We start from the raw sequence: 17375 nt of genomic DNA on the forward strand, positions 1-17375 counted from the left end.
TACTTACCGCATCTCTTCCGGCGCTGAGGTGCCCGTAATAGACAGGCCCGACTTCAATACCGAGGCGACAGCATGCACCAGCCCGAGTCTGGCAATGCTCAATTCTCTGTTCTTATCGTTAATAAAACGTAATTCCGGATTTTCTTTACCTTTATTCCAGTGTCCGTGGAAGGCTGCGGCAAGATCATACAGATAAAAAGCGATTCGGTGAGGCTCCTGCGAGAGTGCCGCAGCCTCGACGACGCGGGGATATTCTGCGAGCTTCGCGACGATCTGCATCTCGGCAGGATCAACGATCGCTCCCGTCACTGCAGCGGCAAGATCAAGCGACGAGAAATCAAGATCAGGGAACGCTTCCGCCGCCTGGCGGAACACGGAGCTGCAGCGTGCATGCGCATATTGTACATAGAAGACCGGGTTATCCTTCGACTGTTCGGTCACCTTGGCGAAGTCGAAGTCGAGAGGCTCGGTGTTCTTCCGGTAGATCATCATGAAGCGAACGGGATCCCGGCCGACTTCATCGACAACGTCGCGCAGCGTTACGAAGTCGCCGGACCGCTTGGACATCTTCACGGGCTCGCCGCCGCGATAGAGCTTGACGAGCTGGCAAAGCAGCACCGTCAGCTTCGCCGTCCCGCCCGACACGGCGCGCGCCAGGGCTTCCAGCCGCTTGACATAGCCGCCGTGGTCAGCGCCAAGCACATAGATCATCTCGTTGAAGCCGCGGTCGAACTTGTCCTTGAAGTAAGCAACGTCGGCCGCGAAATAGGTATAACTGCCGTCTGACTTGATCAGCGGACGGTCGATGTCGTCGCCAACTTCCGTCGAACGAAACAGCGTCTGCTCGCGGTCTTCCCAATCCTCCGGCAACTGCCCCTTCGGCGGGGGCAGTGTGCCCTTGTAGACATGTCCCTTGAAAGTCAGGTCGTTGATCGCCGTGCGGATTCGCGTTGCGTTGTTGTCGTGCAGCGTCCGCTCCGAGAAGAAGACATCATGATGGACGTTCAGCGCAGCCAGATCCTCGCGGATCATCGCCATCATCGCGTCGATCACGCGCTCCTTGACGAGCGGCATCCACTTGTCGTCCGGCATGATCCGGAGACTTGTACCGAATTCGTCCGCCAGCGCCTCGCCGACCGGGACGAGATAGTCGCCGGGATAGAGGCCCGCCGGGATCTGCCCAATGTCCTCGCCGAGCGCCTGCCGGTAGCGAAGGAACGCCGAGCGCGCCAGAACATCGATCTGCGAGCCCGCATCGTTGATGTAGTATTCCTTGGTCACGTCGTAGCCGGCAAAGGCGAGAAGATTGGCCAGCGCATCGCCGACAACCGCGCCGCGGCAATGCCCGACGTGCATCGGCCCAGTTGGGTTAGCGGAGACGTATTCGACATTTACTTTGCGTCCCGCGCCGACGGTGCTGCGGCCGTAGTCGGTCCCGGCCCTCACCACAGAGGCCAGGAGCTTCTGCCAGTAGGGAACCGACACGCGGACATTGATAAAGCCCGGTCCGGCAACGGTAACCTCGGTGATTTCCGGATCCTGCCGGAGTTTCTCGACGATGAGGTCGGCAAGCGCGCGCGGGTTCATGCCCAACGATTTGGCGAGAACCATGGCCGCATTGGTCGCCACGTCACCGTGACTTGCATCGCGGGGCGGCTCGATATTGATGCGCCCGAAATCAAGCTCAGACCGCTTTTCACGCACGATATCAAGCGCTTCCAGAATGCTTTTAATTCTTGATTCGAAGTCTGTGAAAAGGTTCATCTGATCCGTCCGCTTTTTCCAGCCAAACTGGAGAATGGCGCAAAACTCAAAAGGAGGCCGGGTTCATTTGAACCTGCAGCCTCCGGGCGGGGCGTCACTACCGCAAATCAGGCGTGTGGTCAAACAAGCGCCTATGCGCACTGATCGCGAAAGTGTCCGTCATCCCGGCGAGATAGTCTCCCACGTGGCGCGCCCGAGCCGGTTCCGCCATTCCGACAATCTGGTCGATCCAGTGGTGTTCCTTCATCAAAAGCGGATCGGCCATGAAGGCCCGGTAGAGATCGGTGACGATCGAGGCTGCTCCCTGCCGCACCCGCATCACCTCAGGATGGCGGTAGATTCGGGTCATCAGAAGATGTTTGATCTGCCGGTCAGTCTCACTCATCTCCTCCGAGAACGTGGCGATCACCCTGCCTGCCTGCCGCACGTCGCCGGCACTTTGCGGCCGGATTTCGCGAAGACGGGCCTGGGCGATGCCAATGACGTCTTCCACCATCGCCGTGATCTGACGGCGCATGATCTCGTGCGTGAAGCGGCTTCTTTCGAGTCCTGGATAACGATCATGAACCTCGCGCATCAATCGGGCGAGGAACGGAACCTCCTCCAGCATCTCGAAAGTCAGATATCCCGCACGCAGTCCGTCGTCTATGTCGTGGGTATTGTAGGCGATATCGTCGGCGATCGCCGCAGCCTGGGCTTCCAGGCTTGCAAAGCTCGCGAGTTCGAGATCATGCAGAGCGCAATAATCGAGGATCGGTTGCGGGACTGGACCGCGCGTGCCCTCGCCCGCCGGCGTCATCAACGGGCCGTTGTGCTTGACGAGACCTTCAAGGCTTTCCCACGTGAGGTTCAGTCCATCGAATTCCGCGTAGCGTCGCTCCAGCTTAGTGACGATGCGCAGCGACTGCGCATTGTGGTCGAAGCCGCCATAGGGCTTGAGCACCTCGTGCAGCGCATCCTCGCCGGTATGCCCGAACGGCGTGTGGCCGAAGTCATGGACAAGGGCGACGCCCTCCGCAAGATCCTCGTCGAGCTTCAGGGCGCGCGCCAGCGCGCGTGCGATCTGCGAGACTTCGATCGTATGCGTCAGGCGGGTGCGGTAGTGGTCACCATCCGCGGCGATGAATACCTGCGTCTTGTGCTTCAATCGGCGAAACGCTGTCGTATGGACGATGCGATCACGGTCGCGCTGGAAATCGGAGCGTGTCGGACTGCCCGCCTCGGGATAGAGCCTGCCGCGCGTAGCCCAGGGATCCGACGCAAAGACGGCATGTTCGCCATAACCGAAGCCAAGGGCCTGTCTGTCGAAAGTCATTTCTCACCTGTGCCGGCCGTCCCATTGACGGGACATTCAAGCCTTCATACCTATAGTGTACGCTACAGGAAAGCCGCGGCGAACTGTCGTGAGGGTCCTGAAGACAGATCAATGGTTTGGCAGCGGGTTTTCAGGCCGATTTTCCGGCTTAACCTTCGGAAGGCCAAGCGCGAGAACGAATCTCTCCGGTTCTTGACCCCGGCAGGAGGCACACAATGACACAGGAAACAGTCACCCTTTCCGATGCGGCTGCCAAGCGCATCGCCGCGATTCTCCAGACGGAGAAGAACAAGAGCGCGATGCGCGTCTCCGTCGAAGGTGGCGGCTGCTCCGGTTTTTCCTACAAATTCGATCTGGTCGACGCTGAGAACGATGACGATCTGGTTCTAGAAAAGGGAAGCGCCAAGGTCCTGATCGACAGCCTGTCCCTCATCTATATGGGCGGCTCGGAAATCGATTTCGTCGATAACCTGCTCGGTCAGTCCTTTCAGATCAAAAACCCGAATGCCGTCGCGAGCTGCGGCTGCGGGACGAGCTTTTCGATCTGACGAAGGTCCGCCGCTCACATCCCGCTTGGACCTCCCCGCAAGCGCTAAAGATAGGGTGACCCCAGCCAGAGAAGACGGTTCGCCAGACGATTGAGGAAAGGCTGCTTGCGCAGTTCCGCAAGCGTAACCTCCTCCGCCGACGTCAATGTCGCACAGATCTTGTTGCTGACTGCCTGCGCAAAAGCATCGTCGAGGACTTCGAGATCGAACTCGAAATTGAGGCGCAGCGAGCGCGGGTCGAGATTGCTGGAACCGACATAGGTCCAACGCTCATCGACCACCATCAGCTTGGAATGGTTAAACGCTCCCTGCGCCCGCCACACCCGGCAATGGCCTTTGAGAACCTGGTCGAACTGGGCGGTCATTGCCCGGTCGATGAGCGTCAGATTGTTGACCGCCGGCACGACGATGTCCACTTCCACGCCCCTGCGGGCCGCAGTCACCAGGGCGCTGACCAGTTCCTTGTCCGGCAGGAAATACGGCGACATCAGGCGGATATGCTTGCGCGCAACCGAGAAGGCGCCCATCAGCATCTTGTGATTGGTCTCGTTCGTGCTGTCCGGACCGGACGGGACGGCGCGCATGAGGACCGGAGGCGCGTCCGGGATCTCCTCCGGCACCCCGATCTTCCATTCGTCGCTCTCGAGGCTCTCTCCGCTTGAAAATTGCCAATCCTCCGCGGCGACCTGGAAAATGTCGGCGACAACGGGTCCCGTGACACGGAAGTGCGTGTCGAAAGAAGCAGCCTCTCCCGCCACTTCGGCCGTGAAGCCGGCGCGAATGTTCATGCCGCCGGCGAAAGCGACGACGCCATCGACCACCAGAATCTTCCGGTGGGTTCTGAGATTCGCATAGGGCAGTCTCAGCCCCATGATGATGTTGCCGTTGAAGACGGCGGTCGGTACCCCGCCTTCCTGCAGATAGCTGACGATGCTCGGCACCGAATAGCGTGCTCCGACCGCATCGATCAGGACCCTGACGCTGACCCCGCGCTTGGCGGCAGCGATCAGCGCGTCGGCAAAGCGCAGGCCGATCGGATCCCTGTCGAAGATGTAGGTTTCGATAAGGATACTGCGGCGTGCACCGACGATTTCCTCGAGCATTGCGGCATAGACGGTGTCGCCACCTTCCAACATCGTGATGTGGTTTCCCGTCGACATCGCATGCCGCGCGACCCTGTCGCCCAGCATCTTCATCGCAGCAAAGCGATGTCCGAAGCCGACGGCGATTTCGTCATGCGTGACGTCGTAACGGCCGAATTGATCCGCACCTCGCGGGCGCAACAACGAGCGCTGCAGGCCGATGGACGTGCGACGAATGCGATTGATGCCCGCAACCGCGTAGACCACAGCCCCAATCACCGGCGACAGGAGGACGACGCCGACCCAGCCGGCGGCGGCGCGCACGTCGTCCTTAGTCATCGCTGCGTGGACGATCGCCGGTATACCCAAGGCGAAAGAGAGCAGCGCCAGAAAATGCGGCCAGTAGTTTTCGACGAACTCAATCATGCGGGGGACTATAGAGCCAGACAGGGCGGAATCAATTCCTCCAACCGTCAGCAGAATGCGGCGCGCGGCGAGCGATATTGCGCCGCGTCTGATGGCGCCCCCGATGTTGCAGGTGTCGGATTTGTCAAAAGAATTCGCAGCCGCTACAACCCGCAAGGATTCATCGATAAGAAGGGCGACGCTGGTTATGAAGATTGCCACCTGGAACATCAACGGCGCCAAGGCGCGCCTCGACGGCCTCGTCGCCTGGCTGAAAGAATCGAACCCCGACATCGCCTGCCTGCAGGAAATCAAGTCAGTCGACGACGCATTTCCGAGGCGTGAGATCGAAGCACTCGGCTACCACGTCGAAACGCACGGCCAGAAGGGTTTCAACGGCGTTGCACTGCTCTCGAAATTGCGGCCGGACGAAGTCAATCGCGGCCTGCCCGGAGATGACATGGACGAGCAGGCACGCTTCATAGAGGGCGTTTTCTCCGTCAAAGGCGGCGCGATCCGCGTGTGCTGCCTCTACCTGCCGAATGGAAATCCCGTCGACAGCGAAAAATACTCCTACAAGCTGAGCTGGATGCAGCGTCTGGCGACCTTTGCGGAGCAGAGGCTGAGGCTCGAAGAACCGTTCATCCTCGCCGGCGACTACAATGTCATTCCGGAAGCCCACGACTGCTGGGACGTCAAGGTCTGGCAGAACGACGCACTCTTCCTGCCGGAAACGCGGGCTGCTTTCCGGCGTCTTCGCAATCTCGGTTTCACGGACGCTGTGCGCGCCACCTCGGACGAGGTGCCGCTTTATTCATTTTGGGATTATCAGGCCGGATGCTGGCCGAAAAATTTCGGCATTCGCATCGATCACCTGATGATGTCGCCCGAAGCAGCCGACAAGCTCGTGTCCACGTCGATAGAAAAACACGTGCGCTCCTGGGAAAAACCGTCCGACCACGTGCCGGTCGCAGGCGAATTCGCCTTCGACCCGGCGTAGATGCTGCTGCATGTTTCCTTGGGTCGTAGCCGATTTAGGGACAAACCATGCAGCAATTCAAAGCGCTACGGCGTCCTTTGCGCGCCTGATCAGCGCTGCAGGTCCGATCTAGTCGTCGTCGGCCTGCAGGTGCATGTTCTGCGACATGGTGATCGCCACGCGGCGGTCGTCTTCAGTCGCCAGCGAGAAGGCCTGCTCCTGCATCGACTGCAGCCAAGGCCTGTCCTTCGGCGAACACTGGTCGAGCGCCGCGGTCATGTAGGCAAGGCCACGAACGGTCTGGCCTTCCTGAAAGATGACGTTCCCGAACACGCCCATGGCTCCGGCATGGCCATTCTTGCGTGCGCGGTTCAACCACTTCTTGGCCTGTTGAACATTGACGGTACCGCCCTCGCCCGAAAGCAGCATCCGCGCCAGCTGGAATTGCGCCTCCGCGACACCAAACGTCGATGCCGCCTGGAAATACAACTGCCGAGCCTGAGTCAGGTCCATCTTCACCGGGCTGTCGGGAATGCCGCGCCGATAGTAGCCGGCAAGCGAGATCAGCGCATTGACGAAATAACCCGTGTCTTCCGACCCGGGTTCGACGCCCTGCTGGGCAATTTCGCTGTAGATCTTGAATGCCTCTAGATCGTTCTCGGTGACCCCGTCACCATAGGCATACATATTGGCGAGCGCCCAGCGCGATCCCGTATGTCCTTTTTCGGCGGCATAACGATAAGCCTCGACCGCCTCGTCCTTCCTGCCGTTCTTGTAGGCAGAAAAGCCGAACTTGAAGAGGGCGAACGGGCCGGACTCCCTGGAAACGCCCGCTCCCGGATCGAACGCTCGCGCCGGCCCTGCGGTGGAGGCACCAACCGCCAGCGACACACCGAGCACCGCAACCCTAAGCGACTTGAATTCACCCGCGAGCATCACAATCAATTTCTTCCGTTCCAGCCGGCAACGCCGAACTCACCACCGCTGCAAACATCAATCCATGCACGGTCGCTTGCCATTCGAGTGCTCACAACCTCCCAGCAAGGCTAAGAACATGCGTATCTGTCGCTAAATTTTCCCGCGCATCTCCTCCCCCAACGCCGATCACGGATCGGCAAGGCCTTTGATGCCAATTGCGACGGGATGTCATGACAGCGCGCAAACTCAATTCACCTCAAAACGCAGGTACTGCACTCGATCGCACATTTGCTGCTATCATCGCTGCTCTCATTTTGTGGCGGGAAATGGACATTGTTGAACCGGCCACGATACTAGCAAACCATAGCAGCAAATGTGTTGCTGAATCGTCACATTCATGAATGCTCATAAAGTGCTGCCGTCAGCCGAAAATACCTCGCGCCGATAAAAGGAAGGCCCGGTGAAAACCGGGCCTCAAACGCTCCAATCGATGAGATCAGAACCTGACTTTTAGTGATGTAGATATCGCGCCGACGAAATCGTTGTCGAAGTCGTAGGTCACGTCGTCGCCGATCACCTGCCCCTCAAAGGTGACCGGTCCCGAGCTGCCGCTGGTCAAGATCCCGACACTTCCGGCAAGGCGAACTTCGACATTCTGGGTGGGTGTGTAGGACACGCCGGTGCCGACCAACCAAGTATCCGTCTGCGTGCCATAGCCGTGGCTGGTACCGCGGTCCCAGGTGAGGCTGACTGCCCCGCTCCACTGATCGTTAAACTTGTGGCCAACGCCGCCGGTAACCGTCCAGCCGTCGCGATAAAGGAGGTCGAGGCTCGTCGGAAGCCGACCGGGACCAGGTTGATTGGGCACAAACCTCAGCACCTGCAATTGGCTCCAATCTGTCCACTTCACCGATCCGAATGCAAGCCAGCCCGGAGCGATGCCGGACTGCACCTTGAGCTCCAAAGAATCCGGCATAGAGGCGGATCCATGAACGTCGTACTTCGTCCCGGGAACCACTACAGGACCGGCCGGGGTGGCGACGGGGAAACCCACTTGCCGCAAATCGATGAAGCCCGAAAGGTCGTCTAGATCGACGGCACTATTGTAGACGAGGCTCGCGCGCATGGCATATTCAGGAATTTCATACGCGACACCCGTTCGCCAACCCCATCCGCTGCCATCGAGTTCGAGTCGTCCAACACCAGAAAAATCTGAAAACAGTGGCCCCGCAAAGGTATAGTCCTGAACGAGTCGCTCTTTGAAGCCGCCTACTTCCTGGTAGAAGACACCCCCAATCACACGAACGTACCCAGGCCCCATCTCCCACTTGTAGGAGCAGGTCGCAGCGTAATTGTCGCTTTCAACCTTAGTCTCGATGTTGTTGTTGGCGCCGGCCCAGTTCTGGCCAGGGTTGGTGTGGGCGCCCCAAGGCTGCGAGTAGTCCGCCATACAGTCAATACTGTCACCCAATGCAGCCTTAACGCCGATGCGGGGCGCCCAATAGTTTTCCGAATCGTCTGCGGTATTGGGACGATAGCTCAAGTCGCCGCCACCAAACTCTCCAGTCGCCGGGTTTGTATTGTCGGGATCCGTATCCCTTACATTCTTCAACTTACGCTGCGGATTGACGTAGGTCGCAGTCGCCTCGGCAGCGTAGTCCGACGGGTCAAACAGCAGATCGATATTATAACCGCTGCGCTCAAGCCCCCCAGCGTGCGCAGCCGATACCGCGAGCATTCCGGCGACGACCGCCAAAATGCCCTGCTTCATTCCACTTTGAGCCATTAAGCTCCTCCCCTGCACTTTCAGTGTGCGACAATCCAGCTCATGTCGCGCTTGGCGGGGAGTATCCTCACGATTGCGTGAAATGGCAAACCGCCGACTCGCGGGATTGCTCGGCGGATAGGCCATTAGATTGACGTAAGAATTTCAAGATCTAGACACAATTGCAGAATCCCGGAACGGTTTTCCAACGAAAGCCGGGCGTTCGGGATAGTTGAAAAAAATATTCCACTTCTACGGCGAAGTGTGACCGAGGAACAACAATTTCGCTTTTTGCGCCGTTTAGCCGCAAGCATCTTTGGGCAGGCCGCCAATAAAACCAAGGCGTGTATTGCAGCGCTCGATCGCGTCGGATCGAGATCTGATTCGAAGTTCCCGGTCGCATAATGGAAAATCCGCGGCACTTCTACCGCGGATTGCATTTGTTCTTCGGCGGAAAGGCGTGGGCCTCCCCTTTGCTTTTAACCCGCTTCCGACACGCGGCTCAGCGCGACCCCAAGCGAATCCTTTTGCAGGTCCAGTTCCACGAGCCTCTCGCGCTCTGCCTCGACCAGTTCGGCCTTGGCGTTGGCGACGAACTTCTCGTTGGCGAGCTTGCCGAGAATTCTCTCGCGCTCGACCTCAACCTTGGCGATTGCCTTCTCCAGCCGGATTTTCTCTGCTGAAAGATCGATAAGGTTGCCGAGCGGAAGGCAGGCGGTCGCTTCGGCAATGACGATCTGGGCGCTACCGCGCGGCGCCACTGCCGCGTGCTCGATGCTTTCCACTCTTGCCAGGCGCTTTATCGCCGAGGCATGCCGGTCGAGCCGCTCGCTCGTCAGTCCATTTGCACCGACGATCGCCAGCGGCGCGGTCGCCGCCGGCGGGACATTCATTTCCGCACGCACAGAGCGAATGCCCGAGACGAGATCGATCAGCCAGTTGATTTCGTCGGCGGCCGCATCATCCGCGTAGAACGCAGAGGGCCATTCGGCATGGCACAGCAGCGTATCACGCTCGCGTCCGGGACCAGCGGTCTTCTCCCAAAGCTCCTCCGTCATGAACGGCATGAACGGATGCAAGAGCTTGTAGGTCTCGTCCAGTACGTAAGCGACGCAGGCCTGCGACTCGCGCTTAGCCTCTTGGTCCTCGCCGTTGAAAACGGGCTTCAGCAGTTCGAGATACCAGTCGCAGAACTGGTTCCAGACAAAGCGATAGAGACCGCCAGCTGCCTCGTTGAAGCGGTATCCTTCGATCGCCTCGGTCACGTCGCGGATCGTTCGCGAAAGCTCGGTCAGAATCCAGCGGTTGATCGTCAGCGATGTGGCTTCGGGAATGAATCCTTCGCTGTTCGTCACGCCATTCATTTCGGCGAAACGCGTCGCATTCCAGAGCTTGGTGCCGAAGTTGCGGTAGCCGGCAATGCGGGCCGGGTCGAGTTTCACGTCGCGCCCTTGCGCCGCCATGATCGCCAAGGTGAAGCGCAGCGCGTCGGCGCCATATTCGTCCATCAGTTCCAACGGATCGATGACGTTGCCCTTCGACTTCGACATCTTCTGGCCGTTCTTGTCGCGAACGAGCGCGTGGACGTAAACGGTGTGAAACGGCTCGACCGGCGTGCCGTCGGCGTCCTTCATGAAATGAAGGCCCATCATCATCATGCGGGCGACCCAGAAGAAGATGATGTCAAAGCCTGTCACCAGAACGTCGGTCTGATAGTATTTTTCGAGTTCCGGCGTCTCGTTCGGCCAGCCGAGCGTCGAGAACGGCCAGAGCGCGGACGAGAACCAAGTGTCGAGGACGTCTTCGTCGCGCGTCAGGATTTCGCCCGGCTTGAAGTTTTCGAGAAGGTCTTCGACATAAGCCTTCATCGGCCCTTCATGCGCGAGATAATGCTGGATGGCGGCATGCAGTGCCTCTTCCTCGGTCTTCTCGACGAATACCTGGCCGTCGGGACCGTACCATGCGGGTATCTGGTGCCCCCACCAGAGTTGGCGCGAAATGCACCAGGGCTGGATATTCTCCATCCATTCGAAATAGGTCTTTTCCCAGTTCCTCGGAACGAATGTGGTCCGCCCCTCCTTGACCGCGGCAATCGCCGGCTTGGCCAAGGTCTTGGCGTCGACATACCATTGCTCGGTCAGCCGCGGCTCGATCGGCACACCGCCGCGGTCGCCATGCGGCACAGTGTGCCTGTGCGGTTCGATGTGATCGACGAGCCCCGCCTCTTCGAGGATCTCGACGATCATCCTGCGGGCCTCGAAACGATCCTTGCCTTCGAGCTGATCCCAGGCGCCGTGGAGCGCGGCCGGGTGATCGAGGCCTTCAAGGAAGTCCTCGTTGTTCTTGAGTGTGATCCGTCCATCCGCGGTGAGGACATTGACCTGGCGCAGCCCTCTCCGCTTGCCGACCTCGAAATCGTTGAAGTCGTGGGCCGGCGTCATCTTGACGGCGCCGGTGCCAGTCGCCGGATCGGGGTATTCATCCGCAACGATCGGAATCCGTCGCCCGACGATCGGCAGGATCACGTGCTTGCCGACAATACCCTTGTAGCGGACGTCACTCGGATGGACCGCAACGCCGGTATCACCAAGCATGGTTTCCGGACGCGTCGTCGCAACGACGAGATAGTCGCGGGTTTCCCACTCCGTGGCGTTGCCGTCGTCATCGAAGGCCACCGGATGCTGGTAGGTGACGCCCTCTTCAAGCGGATACCGCAGATGCCAGAGATGACCATTGACCTCGACTTGTTCGACTTCAATATCGGAAATCGCCGTCTGCAGTTTCGGATCCCAGTTGACCAGGCGCTTATCGCGATAGATCAAGCCTTCCTTATAAAGGCTTACAAAAACTTCGAGAACGGCATCGGACAACCCGTCATCCATAGTGAAGCGCTCGCGCGACCAGTCACAGGACGCTCCAAGCCGTTTCAACTGATTGAAGATCAAACCACCGGATTCCGCCTTCCACTCCCATACCTTCTCGACGAAGGCTTCACGCCCCATCTCGCGCCGGCCGGGCAGTTGTCTCTGTGCGAGTTGACGCTCGACGACCATCTGTGTGGCGATGCCGGCGTGATCCATGCCCGGCTGCCAGAGCACATCCTTACCGCGCATGCGCTCGAAACGCACCAGGATGTCCTGCAGCGTGTTGTTCAGCGCGTGGCCCATATGCAACGAGCCCGTCACATTCGGCGGCGGAATCACGATGCAGAAGCTCTCGGCGTCGGGTTTTGCCCCGGCGCCTGCACGAAACGCGTTTTCTTCGTCCCACTTCTTGGCGATGCGCGGGTCGACGGCTGCGGAATCGTAGGTCTTATCAAGCATTTTTCGGCCAGTTTTTTTGGAGATTGATGTCAGCGTTTTTGTAAACCGGAAGGCCCAGTGCAAGTCAACACGAACGGCAAAAAAGCCGCAAGCGATTACGCCCGCGACTTTGACTTTCCGCAGAAGCGCCGGTCAGCGACGAGGGCCGCGCGCGACGCGTTCGATTTCCTCGCGCACCAAACGCTCGACCAGGGTGGGCAGATTGTCATCCAGCCACTCCTGCAGCATCGGCCGAAGCATCGCTTCCGCAATCTCGTCGAAGGAACGCCTGGGGCCTTGCTCGACTGCATGAGCAAGATCTTCGAATGAGCGTGCCACCTGGCGGCTGACCGCCGGCGACACGATCGCGCTCGCCGGGGTCTCTTCGGCGTCGGCCATCTTCTCCCGAACGGTAGCCTGTGACGATGTGTCGGGCTCGGGAACTATCCGCTCTCCGGCGACATCCCCGACGGCCGCGTCTTCCGCTCTCGTGGCGCCCGTGTTCACAGGGGTCGCTGGCGACGAGACCGCCGCCATTCGCGAGGTGATTACCGGATTGTTCTGCACCGGAGGCATCGGGGCCGGGTCGACGTGATCCTTTGAAACATAGTTCACTGCGTGACGTTCGGAAGCGGCTCTCACCCGTGCCGCGACATCGGCGAGGGAAAGCGGCGGCTGCGGCGAAGCCTGCGTTTCTGCCGCATTGCCGGTTGCTTCGACCGCCGACACGTACGATGGCGTCCTTGATGAAGAACGAGGCTCCTCGGATGCGCCGAACGCGACGGCCTCGATTTCCGAGTCGATTGTCAGTTCGATCTCGTCGCCGGCTTCGTCTTCGAACTCGTGCCGGACAGAGGATCCCATCTGCCCAGGCTCGTTGTTCTCGATGATCTTGCGAATGGACGCCAGAATCTCGTCCATCGAAGGTTCACGCGCGACATTGAGCTGTGCCATTTCCATCCTCGTTTGGTGCGGCCAAACACGGGCTCAAAAGCGTCCATGTGCCGATTTCAAACAGACCTTAAGTGAGTTCGTGGACGAAACAAACGTCACGAATCAACCATGGGGATTCTTGCACAGATTTGTTTTTTGGGGCAGATGCCGTCTGCCCCGCCTACTGCATGTTTCCTTAAATCGTAGCCGACTTAAGGATAAAAACATGCAGCGATTCAAAGTGCTACAGCGTCCTTTGCGCGTCTGACTGAGACGCGCGGCGCTGTAGTTCATGCGGTCAGCGGCCGTCGACGGTCCGCAGGCCGAACCACTTGTCCTTGACGGCTTCGTAGTGCTCTTCGGAGCGATATTCGGCAACCGCGAGACCCTGGCTCTTGACGGTCAGCCGGCCCGTGGCGGCGAGCAGCGAGTAGCTCGCCACGACGGCGTCGCGCTGCGCAGCAGCGAGCGACTCCTGCGCGTCCAGAACATCCTGCTGCGAATCGAGCACGTCGAGTGTCGTACGTTGACCGACTTTTCGCTCTTCGATGACGCCCTCGAGCGCCAGGTTGGCGGCGGCAATCTGCGACCGGCTGGCAGTGATTCGGGCGAGGGCAGAATCAAGCTGGGCGTAGGCCGAGACGACAGTCTGCTGGACCGAAGCGCGCGCGGAATCGACGAGGATCCGCTGCTGACCCAGGATTTCCTTCGCTTGGCGGATCTGGCCATATTCAGCGCCGCCTTGATAGATCGGTACTTCCACCCGCGCAGTGATGCTCGCCGTCGTATCGTCCAGACCCTGACCGGCATTTCCGGTGTTGCGCGTTACTGCCCCCTGCAGAACGACGCCCGGCAGCATCGTGCCTTCGGCCGACTTTACCTGGAAGCCTGCCGAGTCGACAGCATACTGCGCAGCCAGAATCTGCGGGTTTTCCCGCAAGCCTGTAGCCACCGCCTGATCGAGGGATCTCGGCATGCTCTTGCTGGCCGGCGCCGGCTGCCTGATTCCCGTGGGAGCCGCGCCGACGATCTGCACGTAGACCGCTTCGCTTTGCTTCAACTGGGCTATCGCGCTTACCAGCAAGGACTGCGCGTTGGCGAGTTCCGCCTCCGCCTGGCTCACATCGGTACGCGTTCCTTCACCCACCTCAAGGCGAGCTTGCGAGGCATTCAACTGCTCTCTCAGGAACGCCAGGTTCTGCCTGCGAATTGAAACGACCTGCTGGTCGCGAGCGATATTGGCATAGGCCTGCGCTGCCGCAAGAAGGATCTGGATCTCGTTCGCCTTCAGCGTTTCACGGCTGGAGAAGACGTTCGATTCGGCGGCCCTGACGTTGTTCAGTGTCTGGAACCCGTCGAAAATCATCTGGGTAATGCTAATGCCGAGCTGCCCGCTGTGAAGATCAAGTGTGCCCGTCTTCTCGATGTCGGTGCGGGTCAGCGTACCGGTCGCCGACGCGGAAATCTGCGGCCGGTAACCGGACTTGGCGATGGGTACCCCTTCATCGGTGGCGCGAAGGCCAGCACGTGCGGCGTTGAGATCCGGGTTGTTGGCATAGGCCTTCGCCATTGCGCCGGAGATCGTCTCAGCGAGCGTTGCGTGCGGCGCGATCAGCACACTGGTCGAGACAGCCGCCCACAAGGCTGCTTTGCGGACAATCGACACCATCTTCCCTCCGATCAGCCGAGGCAGCGGCGCCGCCTCGCAATTTCCAGCAAGTCCGCTCCGGGCGGCCTGCATAATTACTGTGGTGACATGCTCGTGCCACCCATTGGCGAGCAAATCACTACCCCTGCGCTCTTTGAAACCCGGATTCGGTCTTGCGACAACTGTGCACTGACACTCTCAGCGGCCATTTCAAAAAGAAACAGAAGATACGTTGCCAATTGGCAACATTGCGATTTTGGTGACAACACTTCTATGCTGAGTGTCACCAATATGAGGTGCCTCAGAAAATAAAAGAACGCTCACGGCGAAATCCGGGAAGAGGCTTAACGGCGGTGTTGAAGTCCGACCGTTCCGAGACCCTGCCGAATCCGCGCACATAAAGTTTCGCACGAGATGCGTTACTAAATCCTTCAACCGTCACGAGACGCCCGCCGTCGCGGAGTTGCGCGAAAAGGCCCTCGGGTATCGTTTCCACACCGCCGTTGATGAAAATCACGTCATAGGGCGATTCTGCGGCATAGCCTTCGGCAAGGTTGCCGGTCACCACTGCGATGTTGTCATAGCCGAGGCGCGCAAGCGTCGCCGTCGCCGTCGCGGCGAGGCCCTCGTCGCTCTCCAGTGCGACGACAGAGCCGGCAATCAGAGATAGCAATGCCGAGGCGTAACCCGTCCCGCAACCGATCTCAAGCACAACGTCGGACTTGGAAATGCCAGCAAGCTGCAACAGCTTCGCCAGCGGCGATGGCTCCATCAGATAGCGCGGCTCGGCGCCGCCAACGAGTTCGATGTCGGCATCGATATAGGCCAGTTCCTTCAATTTCGCGGGCACGAACTCCTCGCGAGGCACGGAAAGGAAGGCGGACAGCACCGAATGGGAAGTCACATCCGTGGTCCGGATCTGATGGTCGACCATCTTAATGCGCGCTGCTTCGAAGTTCATGATACTGCCCTCGTGTCCCGGATAGGCGCGGCGCCCGTGTCCTGGAAATCCGCGCGATCTTGCGTCTGGCTGCCGATGCGCAGCCCGTTGCCTAAGCTCATAGATCGGCGCATCGCCGGTTTCAAGCGACAGCGACATTTCGGAAAGCAAAAAGGGAAAGACGGCAACGGCTCACGACAAGAGCCGCACCCCCTCCGGCACTCAAAACGGAGCGTTCAAAGATTCGATTTCAGTAAAACAGGTAGCCCTCGAAGCGTTGCGACAAATCTTAAAACAGAGGCCGCAGGTAGCCGGTGGCTAGCGCCCTGGCGCCGCCTCGAGACCGACAAGAGCGATCTTGCCGTAGCCTGCGCCTTGAATGAGATTCATCACCGTCATCAGCTCGCCGTAATCGACCAGCCGATCCGCGCGCAGGAGCACGCGCGTTTCCGTGTTCCCATTCGTTATCCGATGGAGTTCCGAAACGAAGCTTTCGCGAGCCGTTTCCTCGTTGCCGATCGCCAGCGTCAGGTCTGCCTTCAGCGTCACGAAGAGCGGCTTATCGTCTCTTGGCGCGGGCTTGGCCACGGATTGCGGCAGATCGACCTTCATGTCGACAGTCGCCAGGGGTGCAGCAACCATAAAGATAATCAGCAAGACAAGCATGACGTCGATGAAGGGCGTCACGTTGATCTCGCTGTTCTCTTCGAGATCGCCACCGCTTTCGGATATCTTTCCCGCCATCGCCTTATCCGATCCTGGCTATCGAACCGTCGACATAGCCGTCGCGCCTGTGCGGCTGCGCCTTGCGCCTGTATCGATGGTCGAGGTCGCGGCTCACCAATCGCTCCACCGCTGCCGCCGCATCCGCCAGGATGAGCTTGTAGCCACCTACTGACCGGGCGAAGTAGTTGTAAATCACCACCGCGGGGATGGCCGCGACGAGGCCGATTGCCGTTGCCAGCAAAGCCTCGGCAATACCGGGCGCGACGATGGCCAAGTTGGTCGTCTGCGCTTTGCTGATGCCGATAAACGAATTCATGATTCCCCAGACCGTACCGAACAGTCCAACGAAGGGACCAACCGAGCCGATCGAAGCCAGAATACCGGTACCGCCGCTCATCCGCTTGCCGGCGCGAACCTCAATGCGCCCGAGTAGAGACGACACGCGTTCTTTGATGCCGGTGGCCGGCGCAAGATCCAGAACCGCCTCCGAGCGGGCCATTTCGTCGACCGCTGCCGCGACCATTTCCGCAGCAACGCCGGCCTTGCGGTCCAGCCCAGCCTTGACCTCGGCGAGGCCGTTCGCGGTCGTGAGCATCCGGACTGCGCGCTTCAACTTCGATTTTGCGCCAATGAGCTCTATCGTTTTCACCAGGAAGATCGCCCAGGTGATGACGGATGCGAGCGCCAGGCCGATCATCACGCTCTTGACGACGATATCGGCAGCAAGAAACATGCCGACCGGCGAAAGATCGTGCGGAAGGACCGGGTTGGCGCTTGCGCCCGGCGTCGCGGCGTTGGCGGGGGCAGGCAGTTCCGGCGCCACCGTGACACTCGCTTGGCCGGCGCTGGCAGCGGCCGGAGCCTCAACGGCAGGCGCGCCCTGTGCTTGCCCGGCAACCGCTGCGGAGGGATCTTGCTGTACCGCTTGGGCGAAGCCTGTTGAAACCGCTCCGACAAGTGAAATGGCGAGAGTTGCCGCAAACAACACATTTAATTGCGGCCGGGTCCGGTGTGACATCTCGTTCCTCACATATTGTGCGCCTGTCTTGC

13 protein-coding genes are annotated in these 17375 nt (G+C 59.6%); 2 read left to right on the forward strand and 11 right to left on the reverse strand.

From position 1 onward, the window contains the following. Positions 1–3: 3 nt before the first annotated feature. Positions 4–1764, reverse strand: a complete 1761-nt coding sequence (argS, locus tag PZN02_RS17965) for an arginine--tRNA ligase (protein WP_280659281.1) — start codon at positions 1762–1764, stop codon at positions 4–6. 97 nt (positions 1765–1861) lie between these two features. Next, a complete protein-coding gene (locus PZN02_RS17970; RefSeq protein ID WP_280659282.1) occupies positions 1862–3079 on the reverse strand; it encodes a deoxyguanosinetriphosphate triphosphohydrolase in 1218 nt (405 codons plus the stop codon). A gap of 215 nt (positions 3080–3294) precedes the next feature. On the opposite strand from PZN02_RS17970, the gene erpA reads away from it, so the two are divergent. Continuing rightward, a complete protein-coding gene (gene erpA, locus PZN02_RS17975; RefSeq protein WP_280659283.1) occupies positions 3295–3627 on the forward strand; it encodes an iron-sulfur cluster insertion protein ErpA in 333 nt (110 codons plus the stop codon). 44 nt (positions 3628–3671) lie between these two features. On the opposite strand, the gene PZN02_RS17980 is transcribed toward erpA, so the two are convergent. Further along, positions 3672–5135, reverse strand: a complete 1464-nt coding sequence (locus tag PZN02_RS17980) for a phospholipase D-like domain-containing protein (RefSeq protein ID WP_280659284.1) — start codon at positions 5133–5135, stop codon at positions 3672–3674. A 187-nt stretch (positions 5136–5322) separates the two neighbouring features. On the opposite strand from PZN02_RS17980, the gene xth reads away from it, so the two are divergent. Continuing rightward, positions 5323–6114, forward strand: coding sequence for an exodeoxyribonuclease III (gene xth / locus PZN02_RS17985; RefSeq protein WP_280659285.1), 792 nt, complete (start codon positions 5323–5325; stop codon positions 6112–6114). A 108-nt stretch (positions 6115–6222) separates the two neighbouring features. On the opposite strand, the gene exoR is transcribed toward xth, so the two are convergent. From exoR to exbB, 8 genes are all read right to left on the reverse strand, one after another. Further along, entirely contained in the window at positions 6223–7029 is an 807-nt protein-coding gene (exoR, locus tag PZN02_RS17990) for an exopolysaccharide production regulator ExoR (RefSeq protein ID WP_280659286.1), read from the reverse strand. A gap of 478 nt (positions 7030–7507) precedes the next feature. Then, positions 7508–8797, reverse strand: a complete 1290-nt coding sequence (locus PZN02_RS17995) for an OmpP1/FadL family transporter (protein ID WP_280659287.1) — start codon at positions 8795–8797, stop codon at positions 7508–7510. A gap of 458 nt (positions 8798–9255) precedes the next feature. Beyond that, complete coding sequence (locus tag PZN02_RS18000) at positions 9256–12099, reverse strand: valine--tRNA ligase (RefSeq protein WP_280659288.1); 2844 nt, start codon at positions 12097–12099, stop codon at positions 9256–9258. Between the two features lie 132 nt (positions 12100–12231). Continuing rightward, on the reverse strand, positions 12232–13032 hold the full coding sequence (locus tag PZN02_RS18005; RefSeq protein ID WP_280659289.1) for a PopZ family protein: 801 nt from the start codon (positions 13030–13032) through the stop codon (positions 12232–12234). A gap of 277 nt (positions 13033–13309) precedes the next feature. Next, positions 13310–14680, reverse strand: a complete 1371-nt coding sequence (tolC, locus tag PZN02_RS18010; RefSeq protein ID WP_280659290.1) for an outer membrane channel protein TolC — start codon at positions 14678–14680, stop codon at positions 13310–13312. A 280-nt stretch (positions 14681–14960) separates the two neighbouring features. After that, complete coding sequence (locus tag PZN02_RS18015) at positions 14961–15620, reverse strand: protein-L-isoaspartate O-methyltransferase family protein (protein ID WP_280659291.1); 660 nt, start codon at positions 15618–15620, stop codon at positions 14961–14963. Between the two features lie 297 nt (positions 15621–15917). Continuing rightward, positions 15918–16343, reverse strand: a complete 426-nt coding sequence (gene exbD, locus PZN02_RS18020; RefSeq protein ID WP_280659292.1) for a TonB system transport protein ExbD — start codon at positions 16341–16343, stop codon at positions 15918–15920. A 4-nt stretch (positions 16344–16347) separates the two neighbouring features. Beyond that, positions 16348–17343 carry a tonB-system energizer ExbB gene (exbB, locus tag PZN02_RS18025; protein ID WP_280659293.1) on the reverse strand — a complete coding sequence of 332 codons (996 nt, stop codon included), beginning with the start codon at positions 17341–17343 and terminating at the stop codon, positions 16348–16350. Positions 17344–17375: the final 32 nt, after the last annotated feature.

This window comes from Sinorhizobium garamanticum (assembly GCF_029892065.1).
GTDB lineage: Bacteria > Pseudomonadota > Alphaproteobacteria > Rhizobiales > Rhizobiaceae > Sinorhizobium > Sinorhizobium garamanticum.

What these genes read in the sequence shown, in the direction of transcription:
- argS (WP_280659281.1), bottom strand. Translation starts at nt 1,764, where the DNA reads ATGAACCTTTTCACAGACTTCGAATCAAGAATTAAAAGCATTCTGGAA.
- PZN02_RS17970 (WP_280659282.1), bottom strand. Translation starts at nt 3,079, where the DNA reads ATGACTTTCGACAGACAGGCCCTTGGCTTCGGTTATGGCGAACATGCC.
- erpA (WP_280659283.1), top strand. Translation starts at nt 3,295, where the DNA reads ATGACACAGGAAACAGTCACCCTTTCCGATGCGGCTGCCAAGCGCATC.
- PZN02_RS17980 (WP_280659284.1), bottom strand. Translation starts at nt 5,135, where the DNA reads ATGATTGAGTTCGTCGAAAACTACTGGCCGCATTTTCTGGCGCTGCTC.
- xth (WP_280659285.1), top strand. Translation starts at nt 5,323, where the DNA reads ATGAAGATTGCCACCTGGAACATCAACGGCGCCAAGGCGCGCCTCGAC.
- exoR (WP_280659286.1), bottom strand. Translation starts at nt 7,029, where the DNA reads ATGCTCGCGGGTGAATTCAAGTCGCTTAGGGTTGCGGTGCTCGGTGTG.
- PZN02_RS17995 (WP_280659287.1), bottom strand. Translation starts at nt 8,797, where the DNA reads ATGGCTCAAAGTGGAATGAAGCAGGGCATTTTGGCGGTCGTCGCCGGA.
- PZN02_RS18000 (WP_280659288.1), bottom strand. Translation starts at nt 12,099, where the DNA reads ATGCTTGATAAGACCTACGATTCCGCAGCCGTCGACCCGCGCATCGCC.
- PZN02_RS18005 (WP_280659289.1), bottom strand. Translation starts at nt 13,032, where the DNA reads ATGGCACAGCTCAATGTCGCGCGTGAACCTTCGATGGACGAGATTCTG.
- tolC (WP_280659290.1), bottom strand. Translation starts at nt 14,680, where the DNA reads ATGGTGTCGATTGTCCGCAAAGCAGCCTTGTGGGCGGCTGTCTCGACC.
- PZN02_RS18015 (WP_280659291.1), bottom strand. Translation starts at nt 15,620, where the DNA reads ATGAACTTCGAAGCAGCGCGCATTAAGATGGTCGACCATCAGATCCGG.
- exbD (WP_280659292.1), bottom strand. Translation starts at nt 16,343, where the DNA reads ATGGCGGGAAAGATATCCGAAAGCGGTGGCGATCTCGAAGAGAACAGC.
- exbB (WP_280659293.1), bottom strand. Translation starts at nt 17,343, where the DNA reads ATGTCACACCGGACCCGGCCGCAATTAAATGTGTTGTTTGCGGCAACT.